Source organism: Nocardia jejuensis NBRC 103114, assembly GCF_001613145.1.
Taxonomy (GTDB): Bacteria; Actinomycetota; Actinomycetes; order Mycobacteriales; family Mycobacteriaceae; genus Nocardia; species Nocardia jejuensis.
The window spans coordinates 198,847-211,305 of sequence record NZ_BDBU01000018.1 but is presented as its reverse complement, the minus strand read 5'-3'; the positions used below and the strand labels follow the sequence as shown (position 1 = coordinate 211,305).

The 12,459-nt window shown below is 66.0% G+C and carries 12 protein-coding genes; 6 read left to right on the top strand and 6 right to left on the bottom strand.

What is annotated here, in order from left to right; all coding sequences use genetic code 11:
* Positions 1 to 214: 214 nt before the first annotated feature.
* On the bottom strand, positions 215 to 802 hold the full coding sequence (locus NJ1_RS14645) for a TetR/AcrR family transcriptional regulator (RefSeq protein WP_245717390.1): 588 nt from the start codon (positions 800 to 802) through the stop codon (positions 215 to 217).
* Between the two features lie 184 nt (positions 803 to 986).
* On the opposite strand from NJ1_RS14645, the gene NJ1_RS14640 reads away from it, so the two are divergent.
* The 5 genes from NJ1_RS14640 to NJ1_RS14620 all read left to right on the top strand — a co-directional run bounded on the left by NJ1_RS14640 (position 987) and on the right by NJ1_RS14620 (position 6,278).
* Complete coding sequence (locus NJ1_RS14640; RefSeq protein WP_218025197.1) at positions 987 to 1,436, top strand: tautomerase family protein; 450 nt, start codon at positions 987 to 989, stop codon at positions 1,434 to 1,436.
* Entirely contained in the window at positions 1,433 to 2,875 is a 1,443-nt protein-coding gene (locus NJ1_RS14635; protein WP_169813140.1) for a WS/DGAT/MGAT family O-acyltransferase, read from the top strand. The genes NJ1_RS14640 and NJ1_RS14635 overlap by 4 nt, the downstream gene beginning before the upstream one ends.
* 129 nt (positions 2,876 to 3,004) lie before the next feature.
* Entirely contained in the window at positions 3,005 to 3,958 is a 954-nt protein-coding gene (locus NJ1_RS14630; RefSeq protein ID WP_067693447.1) for an enoyl-CoA hydratase/isomerase family protein, read from the top strand.
* A 221-nt stretch (positions 3,959 to 4,179) separates the two neighbouring features.
* Complete coding sequence (locus NJ1_RS14625; protein ID WP_422615755.1) at positions 4,180 to 5,835, top strand: sensor histidine kinase; 1,656 nt, start codon at positions 4,180 to 4,182, stop codon at positions 5,833 to 5,835.
* Positions 5,835 to 6,278 (top strand): response regulator, encoded by a 444-nt coding sequence (locus tag NJ1_RS14620; protein WP_067693445.1) that lies wholly within the window; start codon positions 5,835 to 5,837, stop codon positions 6,276 to 6,278. The genes NJ1_RS14625 and NJ1_RS14620 overlap by 1 nt, the downstream gene beginning before the upstream one ends.
* A gap of 59 nt (positions 6,279 to 6,337) precedes the next feature.
* Here the strand turns inward: NJ1_RS14620 and NJ1_RS39020 are convergent, their stop codons facing one another.
* The 5 genes from NJ1_RS39020 to NJ1_RS41170 form a co-directional block, all read right to left on the bottom strand.
* Complete coding sequence (locus tag NJ1_RS39020) at positions 6,338 to 6,520, bottom strand: hypothetical protein (RefSeq protein WP_157573966.1); 183 nt, start codon at positions 6,518 to 6,520, stop codon at positions 6,338 to 6,340.
* Positions 6,521 to 6,949: 429 nt separating this feature from the next.
* Entirely contained in the window at positions 6,950 to 8,464 is a 1,515-nt protein-coding gene (locus NJ1_RS14615) for a nitrilase-related carbon-nitrogen hydrolase (RefSeq protein ID WP_169813139.1), read from the bottom strand.
* A gap of 65 nt (positions 8,465 to 8,529) precedes the next feature.
* Positions 8,530 to 9,195, bottom strand: a complete 666-nt coding sequence (locus tag NJ1_RS14610) for a response regulator (RefSeq protein ID WP_067693439.1) — start codon at positions 9,193 to 9,195, stop codon at positions 8,530 to 8,532.
* Positions 9,192 to 10,421, bottom strand: coding sequence for a sensor histidine kinase (locus NJ1_RS14605; protein ID WP_084478237.1), 1,230 nt, complete (start codon positions 10,419 to 10,421; stop codon positions 9,192 to 9,194). The genes NJ1_RS14610 and NJ1_RS14605 overlap by 4 nt, the downstream gene beginning before the upstream one ends.
* A 973-nt stretch (positions 10,422 to 11,394) precedes the next feature.
* A complete protein-coding gene (locus NJ1_RS41170; RefSeq protein ID WP_067693436.1) occupies positions 11,395 to 11,676 on the bottom strand; it encodes a hypothetical protein in 282 nt (93 codons plus the stop codon).
* A gap of 365 nt (positions 11,677 to 12,041) precedes the next feature.
* Between NJ1_RS41170 and NJ1_RS14595 the strand changes: the two genes are divergently transcribed.
* Positions 12,042 to 12,263: a hypothetical protein gene (locus NJ1_RS14595; protein ID WP_067693433.1), complete on the top strand. Its 222-nt coding sequence runs from the start codon at positions 12,042 to 12,044 to the stop codon at positions 12,261 to 12,263.
* Positions 12,264 to 12,459 lie beyond the last annotated feature (196 nt).

Here is a 12,459-nt window from a genome sequence, read left to right as displayed (position 1 = left end):
GGGTTCCAACCTCAGCGCCGAGTCGTGTTCTGGCCCAGCAACATCCCTGATGAATCGTGGAGTGACCGATGAGCAGCCCACCCAGCACCTAGGTCCGGCGGAGCGTTACGGCTGCTCGCGGAGATCCTGGCCCGAGACACCTCGCCCGGTGGTAGTCGCCGTGTCGGCGGGCAGATCGTAGATTCCAGCCAGCAAGGTCGCGGCGCCGGACGTGTCAGTGAATCGGTCCGCGCTGGTCGAGATCGCGAATCTGGCCGAGCATGAAATTCTCGATTCGATCCAGTGGCCTGGTGCTGCGCTGGGCGCGGGCCATGACCAGTGCCCCTTCGATGGCCGCGATCGCTGTGGTGGCCAGGTTCTGGGCGGTGTCGAGGGCGAGGCCGTGCTGCCACAGAGCCGAAGTGAGAGTGGATTCCCATTCGGTGAACGTCTCGCCCGCGCGTTCGCGGGCGCCGGGGGTGTCCGGGCCCGAGAGGCCGCCGGCGGCTACGGGGCATCCGGCGGTGTAGTCGCTGTCGAGGAGTTGGCGGCGGAAATAGTCGACGAACGCGGTGATCGCGGCGGCGGGGCCTTGGGTGGTCAGCAGCGTGCTGATCATGCGGCCCATCGTCCGTCCCGCCAGGTCGATGGACTCTTCGGCCAATTGAGCTTTGCCGCCGGGGAAGTAGTGGTAGAGCGATCCGCGGGGGGCACCGGTGCGCTCCATGATGTCGGTGAGCGCGGTGCCGGCGATGCCGCGTTCGCGGAACAGCAGGGTGGCTCCGGTCAACATACGGTCCCTGGATTCGCCGCGTGGTGCCATCGTTCCTCCTGCTCGACCGCTCAGTCACAAATATGTCGCCAAGCATAGCTTTCTGCCAGATTTCCTGTCGCACCCATGGTGTCGACGTCGCCACTTGGGGCATTGACATCACCAAAAGGCGGATACTACTCTTCGGTAAGTTATATTGCTCAGCATAATTTGGACAGGGGTGGTTGGGATGCCGATGATCGAGGTGACTGCGGTGGCGGGCTCGCTACTGCCGTCGAAGACCCGGCCGTTGCTCGAGGATCTCGCAACGATCTTGTTGCGCTGGGAAGGTGCTCCGGACACGGAGTTCTTCCGCGAGGTGACCTGGGTGTATCTCAACGAGATCGCCGCGGACCAGCTCGCGGTGGGCGGTCGCGCCGGTGGCGCGCCGCGGTTCCGGGTCGAGATCACCGTCCCGGAGGGGGCGTTGTCCCAGCGCCGCAAGGCCGGGCTGCTCGCCGACGTGCACACCGCTGTCGTCGTCGCGGCCGGTTTGGACCCACACAGCGCACGGGCGATGCATGTGTGGACGTTGATTCACGAAGTGCCCGAAGGCAATTGGGGTGTCGCGGGTCAGCCGGTCACAGCCGCCGCGCTGCGGGGCGTTTCGGCCGCCGAGCGCGACAAGGCTGGTGCCGCGCAGTGAGCACTGTCGCGCTCAACCCGCTCGATATCGCCTTCCTGTGGGGCGAATCCGATGCCAACCTGATGAACATCGCGCATCTGGACATCTTCGCGCTGCCGCCGACCGCGGGCCCCGGTTTCCTCACGGAGTTGATCGATGATCTGCGCACCTACACCACTGCCACCGCGCCTTTCGACCGCCGGATCGATGCGAGCCTGATCGGGCGGATAGTGCCGCGCTGGAGCCGGGTCGATTCCCCCGATCTCGATTACCACGTGCAGCGGCATGTACTGCCGGCACCCGGTGGCGAACGCGAGCTGGGCATTCTGGTTTCGCAGCTGCACGGGATCCGAATGGATCGCACTCATCCGCTGTGGCAACTGCACGTCATCGAGGGTCTCGACGACGGGCGTGTCGCGCTCTATGTCAAGGGACATCACGCGCTGCTCGACGGCATCGCCACTGTGCGACTCGCCCGCAAGGTGATGTCGGATGATCCCGACGAGCGCGGCCGGCCTGCGATCTGGGCCTACCGCGAACAGCCGCGACGGCGAACGTCTGCGGCCGAGAAGTATTCTGCCGCAGCGGATGTCGGCACCGTCGGCGTGCGGCTTCGGGCGGCTGCGCACGCGGTGACCGATCAGCTCTCGGGTGTCACAGCGGTGGCGCGCATGTACGCGGGCACGATCGAGAACGCCGCTCGCCGGCTCGTACCCGGCGCGTCCGCGGTCGTGGATGATCTGGTCGTCCCGTACACCGCGCCCCGCTCGATCCTGAACGGCCCGATCACCGGGGAGCGACGGATCGCGACGCAGTCCTTCGACCTCGCTCGGATCGGCGAGCTGGCAACTCGATGCGGTGGGACCATCAACGACGTCGTGCTGGCGATCTGCGCCGGAGGGCTGCGCCGCTACCTCACCGAGATCGGCGAGTTGCCCGACACCGCTCTGGTCGCGGGAATGCCGATGTCGTTCCGTCCGAAGGACGGGGACGACGCCGAGGGCAACGCGACCACGATGGCTCTGGTGAGTCTGGCCACCGATATCGCCGACGTGCGGGAACGGTGCTCGGCGATCGTGACTTCCACGGCGCGGGCCAAGCAGCATATGAGCCGGATGTCCGGGGCGGGTGTGATGGCCTACACCGCGATGCTGATGGCGCCCTTCGGTGCGGGCCTGGTGCTGGGTGTGGGCAGCCGGTTCGCGCCGATGTTCAACGTCGTCGTCTCCAATCTCGCCGGTCCGCCGACCGCGCTGCACTACAACGGAATGACGCTCGAGCAGTGGCACGCGGTGTCGTTCCCGCTCGACGGGCAAGCGCTCAACATCACGCTCATGTCCTATGCGGGACGACTGAACCTGTGCGTGACCGCTTGCGCCGACACGCTCCCCCACGTCCAGCGGCTGGCACCTTACTGCGGTGAGGCGTTGACCGAACTGGAGCAGGCATACGCGCGATAGCGCTCGACACCGCCGACGTCCCGACATCCCATCGCGGGCCGGTCCGATTCTCTCCGTGGCGATCGGTGTTGAACGAGGATGGCTCCCACCGCCCGATGCGGCCCGTGATCCGCGAACAGAAAGGCCCTCATGCGGTTTCTTCGAACCGAACACCACGACGCGGTCCAGACTGTCTGGCTCGACAACCCGCCCTACAACTTCCTCACCGAGGAGGTGATGAGTGAACTCCTGGACGTGCTGTGCGCGGCCGACGCTGATCCGCAGGTACGCGCGGTCGTACTGACCAGCGCGGTCGACGGCGTGTTCGTCAGCCACTACTCGGTCGCGGAGATCTTGGCGGGTGTACAGGCCGCGCCGATTGCTCTCACACCGCGCACCGCGGCCGCGGCGCTGCTGGCCGACCGGCTCGCCGATCGGGTACCCGGGGCGAGCGCGGGCCTCGCCAAGGCAGGCGCCGGGGGTGTGGCGAATCTACGTCGGTATCACAAGGTGTGTGCTCTCATGCGCGGGTCCAGCACGGTATTCGTGGCGGCGATCAACGGGCGTGCGCTCGGCGGTGGCTGCGAGCTGGCGCTGGCGTGCGATATTCGGCTGATGGCCGACGGGCCCTTCGAGATCGGCCAGCCGGAGATCCTCGTGGGCATCATCCCCGGCGGCGGTGGAACCCAGATGCTGACCCGAGTGGTGGGCACCGCCCGTGCGCTGGAACTGTGCCTCGAGGGCTCACCGATCACCCCGCGACAAGCGTGCGACATCGGACTCGTGCACCGGCTGGTCGCCGCCGGAGAACTGCTTCAGGAGGCGCGTGTCACCGCGGCCCGGCTGGCCAAGCGCTCCCCGACCGCGGTCGCGGCCATCAAACACGCTGTGTACGAAGGTGGTTCGGGTCCCCTGGACAAGGGGCTGCGTATCGAACAGGCACAGTTTCTGACCGCCGCGTCGACACCGTCGGCCCAGCACGCGATGGCCACCTACCTCGCCGATATCGACCAGACCATCGCCGAGGGCGGTGACATCTCCGAATTCGTCGCCGGCAAACTCCCGGAATGGGTGGCCGGAACCAAGGTCGAATTCACCGAATAACGATGCGGCCGGCGGGCCTCGATCGATGTGGTCGACTGTGGCGTTGGTGGATGTCGCGGGCACCGGCGAGGTTGCGAGCCGGACTGCCAACGGGTGGTGACCATGAACGCGAGCGAGTGGGTCTGGTTAGGATTTGCGTACTTCGCGGTCCAGCACACGGCTGTCGAGTTCATTGACGCGTACCCACTGTGGTGCGCTGTGTCTGGAAACGGAGGATCGCCGTGCTCGCAGCACGCGCGGTATCGCGCCTGCCCGATACCGCTCACAACCCGCAGCCGCCGCATGCCGGGCGGGGTGTGGAACGATTCACCGTGCGTACCTGGTTCCAGCTGGTACTGGGGGCCATCGGGATCGTGATCATCCTGGGCGCGGGGGCGGGGGCGCAGGTGATCGCGAACACCAACGCCGCGACCGACCGGCTCGTGGATCACACCCAGCCCGCCCTGGTCCAGGCCACCCGCCTGCAGAACGCCTTGATCAATCAGGAAACCGGGGTCCGGGGCTACGCGATCACCGGTGACCGGCAGTTCCTCGAGCCCTACACCGAAGGAATGGCCGCGCAAACGCGCGCCGCAGACCGAATCCGGGTGTTGACAGGCGAGTCTTCCGAGCTGCTCGCGAACCTGGACGCCGTGCAGGCCGCTGCGCAGCGGTGGCGCGTGGACTACGCGCACGACACCGAGGCTTCTCCCGCGAGCTTGGCAGCCACCTCGGTGCAGGGTAAAGCGTTGTTCGATGAGTTGCGGAACCGGTTCGAGGACCAGAATGCCGGGTTGTCCGCGGCGATCGCCGCGGATCGCCGCGGGCTCGAATACGCTCGCGCACTGCGCAACTGGGTTCTGGCGTCGATAGTGGTGCTGGCGTTGGTGACCGGGGCGGTGCTCACGATGCTGGTGCACCGGCTGGTCGCGCGTCCGCTCTCGGCGCTGACCACCGCGTCGCTGCGGGTCGCGGACGGCGACTTCGAGCACCGCATCGACATCACCGGCCCCGCCGATGTCAGGACTGTGGCGAACTCGGTGGAAATCATGCGCCGGCGCGTGGTCTCGGAGCTGGCGTCCTCGCGCGCTCACGAGGAGATTCTGTCGGGTCAGAAGCACGTGCTCGACTTGCAGGCGGAGGATCTGCGCCGCTCCAACGCCGAACTCGAACAGTTCGCCTATGTCGCCTCGCACGATCTGCAGGAGCCGTTGCGCAAGGTCGCGTCGTTCTGCCAGCTGCTCGAGAAACGCTACGGTGACCAGCTCGACGAGCGCGGCAAACAGTACATCGAGTTCGCGGTCGACGGCGCCAAGCGCATGCAGATTCTGATCAAGGACCTGCTCACCTTCTCCCGCGTCGGGCGCGCATCGACCCCCATGATCGAGCTCGATCTGCGCACTCCCCTGCAGACCGCCGTGAGCGATCTGTCCGCGGTGATCGAGGACAGCCACGCACGAGTGCAGGTGCCCACGCAGTTGCCTCAGGTGCTGGGCGATCCGACACTGCTGACGATGCTGTGGCAGAACCTGATCTCCAACGCCCTCAAGTTCCGCAGCCCCGAACTGTCCCCGATCGTGAACGTCGAGTGCGCACTCGATTCCGAGCACCAGATGTGGCAGCTGTCGGTGAGCGACAACGGAATCGGTATCGCGGCCGAATTCGCCGAACAGGTGTTCACCATCTTCCAGCGCCTGCACACTCGTGAGGAGTACACCGGCACCGGGATCGGGTTGGCGGTGTGCCGCAAGATCGTCGAGTTCCACGGCGGCACGATCTGGATCGACACCGCTCATACCGAGGGCACCCGCGTCCGATTCACCCTGCCGGTGCCGGCGAGTATTCCCGATACGCTGCTGGAACCGGCCGCCGTGGCCGCCGAAGGAGTTTCACCGTGATGATGCTGTCCACTCGCCCTTTCGACGTGCTGCTGGTGGAAGACGACCCGGGCGATGAACTCATGACCCGCGAGGCGTTCGAGGAACACAACCTGCCCAGCACCCTGCATGTGGCGCGCGATGGTCAGCAGGCACTGGATTTCCTGTTCCGACGAGGCGAGCACGTCAACGCGCCACGCCCGGACCTGGTCCTGCTGGATCTGAACCTGCCCATCTACAACGGGCGCCAGATCCTGACCAAGATCCGGGCCGATGCCGACCTGGCCGATATACCGGTGGTCATCCTGAGCACCTCCTCCACCGAAGACGACGTGACCACCAGCTACCGACTCTTCGCCAACGCGTATGTCACCAAGCCGGTCGAACTCGACGACTTCACCGAGGCCATCAGGCAGATCGACGAATTCTTCGCGCGCCTCGTACGTCTTCCTCGACGGACCTGACGCCGAAGCCCCTGTGGTAGCAGGGCATACGCAGGGCCGGCACCGAAATCGGCACCGGCTCACGGCCAGCGGATCCGCTCATGCACCAGCCCGAGCTCGGGCGCGGGGTCGATCGCTCGTGTCCTGGGGGTGGGAATGCTGCGGGCCTCCCACCAATACGTCGCCGCGACCATCACGTACGCGGTCACGATCGCCACCAGCGACACGAACACACCGAACAGCACTGTCACAAGAATCGACACAGGCGCTCCTTCGACCAGGAAGGTCCTCCGCCACGCTGCGGCTCGATACGCGCGCGATACCCCGAAAAGCTACTACCCCAACATATTCCGCAGAAGTATTGATGTTGTTCAGCTCACACCATTGCGCTGCCTGATGACGACGGTCATCGCCGAATCCTGACCCCGGCGCCAAGGGGGTCCGAGCGCGCTCACCGGTCGGGTGCTCGTGCAAGGTCAGTAGCGGGTGATCGAATCGGGTGATCACGAGCGCGGGCAGGGCGGAGGCCTACTGCACGGCGTCAGGCAGGCCCGCGAACTCGTGCAGTGGAGCACCGACTAGAACAGCGCTACACCGGCAGCCGATTCTGGGACCAATCCACCTGTGCGCGTGGTCATTCCAGCATCGAGAACCGTCCGGAGGCGAGCAGCGCACCGATGGCGTCGGTTTTCTCATTGGACACCGATTCCCGACACCTTTCGACAACCTCTATCTATGATGTGCGTCATACCGCCAGTTCTGATGCCGGGCTGCGCGCGCCTCCTTCCGGCCGACGCTCGTAGCCCTGCTCGGCTCCGCACAGCGCTGAGGACCACATGGGCGAGTAGCAGTATGGCCACGGCCACGAACCACTCACCGAACCGGGCATACACGGTCGGGTGAGTCGGCTCGGGCACAATCGCGAGCACGGACACGGTTCGGGTGACGTCGGCAGAGGCGGTGGCGAGAATCCGACCCCAGTCGTCGCTGAGAACGAGATCGCCCATCTGCGGTGAACGGGCAACGCTCACACCGGATTCGACGCCGCGCAACACTGCCATACGACTGTGCAGCCAACGGTCCACGCGAAAATCCAGGGCAGGGACCAACAGCAGCGAGGCACCCTGATTTCTGTTGGCGCGGACCAGGTCCGGGAAATCCAGGTCGAAGCACACAGCCATCGCCCAGCCGGTGCCGGGCAGGACGGCCCGCTCGGTACCTTCGGTGAGTTCGTCCTCCCATCCCGCGACCAAATGGTTCTTGGCATAGACCAGGCCCGATGGGAAGTCGATCGCGGCGCTCACGCTGGTCTCGCCCCGGGTGAGCACCAGTCCGGCGATGATGTTCACACCACGCCTCCGAGCGACCTCGGTGAGGGGGACCGCCAGATCCGACAGCGTGGATTCCTCTGCCCGCCAGGCTTTTTCCGGGAGCACCACGACTCGCGCACCACGGTCGGTGAGCCGTTCCACCTCCGCCACCACGCGCACGACCATGTCGCGCCCCTCCACGGTGTCCACCGGCACGAAATCTTCGGGTTGAGACACCGCGACAAGAGCCACTGCCACCGAGCCGCGTTCGGCGGGAGCGGACAACTGCCACAGTCCGTAGCCCACGACCGCGACCATCACCGCACATGTACCGGACGCGCAGCGGATCCGCATCCGCCGGGGCACGTGGGGGTCGATCAGCACCGCGATCGCGGCCGGAACCAGCAGGATCACGAACACGATGCCCAGACGCCCGGTCACCGCCGCGATCTGGATCAACGGCAGCACTTCGGCCTGGGTGTACGCCAGACTCCACCAGGCACCGAACGGACCGATGGCGGCTAGCAGGAATTCCATCAGCACCCAGCCCGCAGGCAGCGCCAGCACGGCCGCGCCGGGCCGTCCGTGGCGAATCAGCGTACCTGTCAGCAGGATCAGACTGGCGTACGTCGTGGCGGTAATGCCCAACAACAGGATCGTCGGCAGCCAAGGTTGCTCGAGCGTGCCGGAGAAATAGAGGACAAAGGGGACAGCGCCGCCGAGCCAGGAAACCAGTGCGGCGGCGAACGCGATCCGGCCCGGCACGCGCGAGGCGATCAGCAGCACCGGAACCGGAGCCAGTACGACAAGTCCGGGATACGGGTGCAGGCCAGTGCCGAACAGCCACAGCACCGCCGAAACGACGACCGCCATCGGCACCGACAGATATGTTTTCACCCCATCGATGCTGGTTCGCCCATCTCGCACGCACATCGCCGACAGGAGTGAACCGAGACTCGTCCCTACGGGCTATCCCGGCCCGGGATCACCAGTCCGGCCTCGTACGCGAAAACCACCGCTTGCAACCGATCTCGCAGCGCCAGCTTCGAAAGCACGGTGCTGACATGGGTTTTCACGGTGTGCTCGCTGACGGTCAGGGCGCGGGATATCTCGGCGTTGGACTGGCCGCGCGCCAGTTCGCGCAGGGTGTCGCGTTCACGCTCGGTGAGTTCGTCCAGCCGGCGCGCAAGGTCCGGGCGCGGGAAGCCCTGGTGTGCGAGCCGGGCGATCAGGCGGCGGGTGACCGCGGGAGCGAGCAGGGCCTCACCGGCAGCGACCACCCGCACCGCCGCGACCAATTCCTGCCGTCGGGCGTCCTTGAGCACGAACCCGCTCGCACCGGCGCGCAGGGCGGGGTAGAGGTACTCGTCGGCGTCGAACATGGTCAGTACCAAGACCTTTGCCGTAGTGGCGGCGCAGATCCGGGCGGTGGCGGCCACGCCGTCCAGGCGCGGCATACGGATGTCCATCACCACCACGTCGGGGGCCAGGGCCTCGGCCTGCTCGACGGCGTCGAGCCCGTCGGCGGCCTCCCCGACAACTGTCATGTCCGATTCGGCCGACAGGATCATCGAGAAACCGCCGCGGAACAGATCCTGATCGTCGACCACGAGTATCCGCATGCTCATGGCTCCCGTTCCAGCGGCAGTTCCGCTACGACAGTGAACCCGGTCCCGGAACCGCCGCTGGACAGCACACCACCGCAGGATTCGACTCGCTCGCGTAGACCGAACAAACCCGACCCCGAGCCGGCGGTCGCCGAGTCGGCGGCGGGCTCGCCCGCGCCGTCGTCGCTGATGCCGACGGTGAGGCAGGACTCGGACCAGTGCAGCACAACCTCCGCACACCCGGCGCGGGAGTGCTCGAGCGTATTGGCCAGAGCCTGCTGCACCACCCGATACGCGGTGACGGCGACCTCACCGGAAACCGTTCGGCGCTCGCCCTTCTCGTGGAAGGTCGCCCGAAGACCGCCACGCCGGCTCAGCTCCACCAGATCGGGGATGGCCGCGAGGTTCGGCTGATGTCGCGCGGATTCCCGGCCGTCCCTCGAGGTGGCAAGGCTGAGCCGCAGTTCGTTCACCGCCGCGCGACCGGTGTCGGCGATGCCGGCGAAGGTGGCATCCGCCCGCGCCGGATCGGTGTGTGTGACCAGCGGACCGGTCTCGGCCTGCACGATCATCACACCTAGTGCGTGCGTCACGATGTCGTGCACGTCCCGCGCCATGCGGACCCGTTCACGGGCCACCGCCGCGATCCGTTCCTCCTCGACTCGACGCGTTCGCTCCCGCAGCAACTCGATCTGGGTATGACGTGCCCGGACCCCCGTGCCCAGTGCCCAGGCGGTGACGAACGACAATGCCGCGTACCCGTATGCCTCGATCGGCTCACTCGGGAGCACCAGGGACACGAGAATCCCCAGCACTCCGATGACGATTGCGACCGCGCGCACCACGGTTCCGGCGTAAGCGGCGATCGTGTACGCGCACACCACGGTTCCGTACGGCAACACGGGCAGCGCATGCACGCACGCCAGCGCGATGATCCCCACCCCGACCACCCCCAGCGTCGGCAGTGGCGCCCGCCTGCGCCAGAGGAGCGGCACCGAGGCCATCAACGCCAGTCCGATCACCCACCATGCGCGCTTGTCGAGCACCTGCGGCCCGACCGTGGCCACAGTCACCAGCACCGCGACAACACTGTCGATCGCCCATTCCGGCAGCTCGAGCCCCGGGGACAAGGGTGCGCGACGCCGGTCGAGCTGTGGCCTCAGCCGCCGGAGCCGGCTCCGAATCTTCCTGTGCGACTGCTGTACCGACTCGGTTGCCGCATTCCTGCGCGGCAGGGACGAATCCATCGACATCACGAACACCTATCGTCCATCGAGTCCGATCGTTCCCGAATTGTCGGCGCTGAGCCACAGCCGGTCGCTGTCGAACGCCGCTGCCATGCTTAACTCGGTTGCAGCGCACGGTATGCCGGTCCAGGAACGCGCGCATCGCCGGCGCGGCGGCCGCCGCCAGAGCTTCGGCGGCCCGCAACTGACCCGATACCGCATACCTGGAATGAAATGCTCCGGGGTGACACCGAGACTGTGGGCCAGCGCGTACAACATGTGCGCCGAAGGCCAGCCGCGCCGACCCGCGCTGGCTGACCTGGTGCCGCGCGCAAGACTGGAGGCACCACTTTTCCCTCGGGTCTGCGGCGCGAGAGTCCCCGCACGTACCGCCTACGGCGCTCGCGCACACGGCGATAGTTCACCTTCTGACCCGTGCAGACATCCACCTCGGAGAGCAGACTCTCTGGTCGATGCTCTACGAGACCCGCGCACGCCCCAGAGAGCTGCTGCAATTGGACATCGGCGATCTCGATATCCCAGCCGACAGGTGCGAAATACGTTCCCCAACAATTGATTTCCGTGAACACCCGGGCATCGCACATCGGGGCCCGTTCACCGCCGAGCTACTCCCCCGGTTGATTCGAGATCGAGTCCGAGGTCCCGTATTTCTCTCGCACCGACGTGTCGGCGGCCGCAAGCTCTCGAAGGCGCGCGATATCTGTCCCGACACCGGCCAGGCACGGCTGTCATATGACCGCGCCAGCCACCTCCTCGACGCGGCGACCGCACCCGAAGGACCCGGCAGCGGCTGGAAGCTGCGCCAGCTACGTCAATCCGGGTCGGTGAATCTCGCTTCTCGGCTCGAGACACTCAGCACCACTCGAGGAGAAATTCCTGCGAGGCGTCCGCCTGATCTGTTGGGGGATAGACACATTGATCACCAGCGAGCATTCTCCTTCCAGCACGAGCACCGCTCGACGCATCGACGCCGTCACGTATTGAGAAGGACAGCCCCTACTGAATGTTTTTCATCGGTGTTCAGCCACAACCACAGCGCCACCGGCGCATCCTCGACGCGGCGGTCGACTGCTTCGCCGAACGCGGTGCACGCCACCACGATGGCCGACATCCGCTCGCGAGCCCAGCTGAGCCCGAACTCGGTGTACAGCTGGTATCCCGGTAATAACAGAATCGTGGCGAGAGCTACTCCCGCAAGCACGACCAGCAATGTGGGCAGCAGACGTAATACTGTGCGCCACATGGTGTACCGCACCCGGTGATCCGGTCCGCTCCGCGCGCCTGAGCAAGGAGCCGGTGAAGAACCCGGAGAGCACCAGGAACACATCCCCGCCACCGGACACCCTGCCGAACCAGACATGGAAGTTCACGACCAGGATGATGGCGAAACCGCGAAGGCCGTCGAGGTCCCACCGATACGGCGTACGCTGCGCCGGCTTGGTCACCTCACGCGCGTGCTGTATCCGCAGAATGCACTGGAGTCGGTGCGGGTGCCGGCGGCTTCACTGGGAACCGTCATCGACACCGACCCGGGCACCGGGACCGTAAGCAGAGTCCAAGGGATCGTTAACGATCTCCCGGCACGCTGGTCTTGTCGGAAATTTCGCAAGGGGGAGCACGATGAAAACAGCAATCGCCAGTGCCTTGATGGCCGGACTCACGCTCGTGGGAGCAGCCGGCGTGGTCAGCGGCTCGGCAAACGCGCAAAGCCTCATCGAATACTGCGTAGCCACCGGTGGCCAGATCGTCGAGCGGTACAACCAAGAAACTGGCAATCACTACAGGCAGTGCCAGGGCGGCGACCTCGACGGGTGGATCGTCGGGCAGCCACTGGCCCCGTAGCCGATTCTTTGGGCCGGTGCTGTCATCAGCATGATGGTGCGTTCCGGCGGCCGCTGCCCGAGATGGCCGGTTGAACTTCTGTCAGCGGTGGGGCTTGCGACTGCGATTGGTGGGGTGGATGCCGGGCGATTTGACCCTTTCAGTAATGTGTAATCGCTATCACTAGTGAGCGTTGTGCCAGAAGTTCCGCCACTCA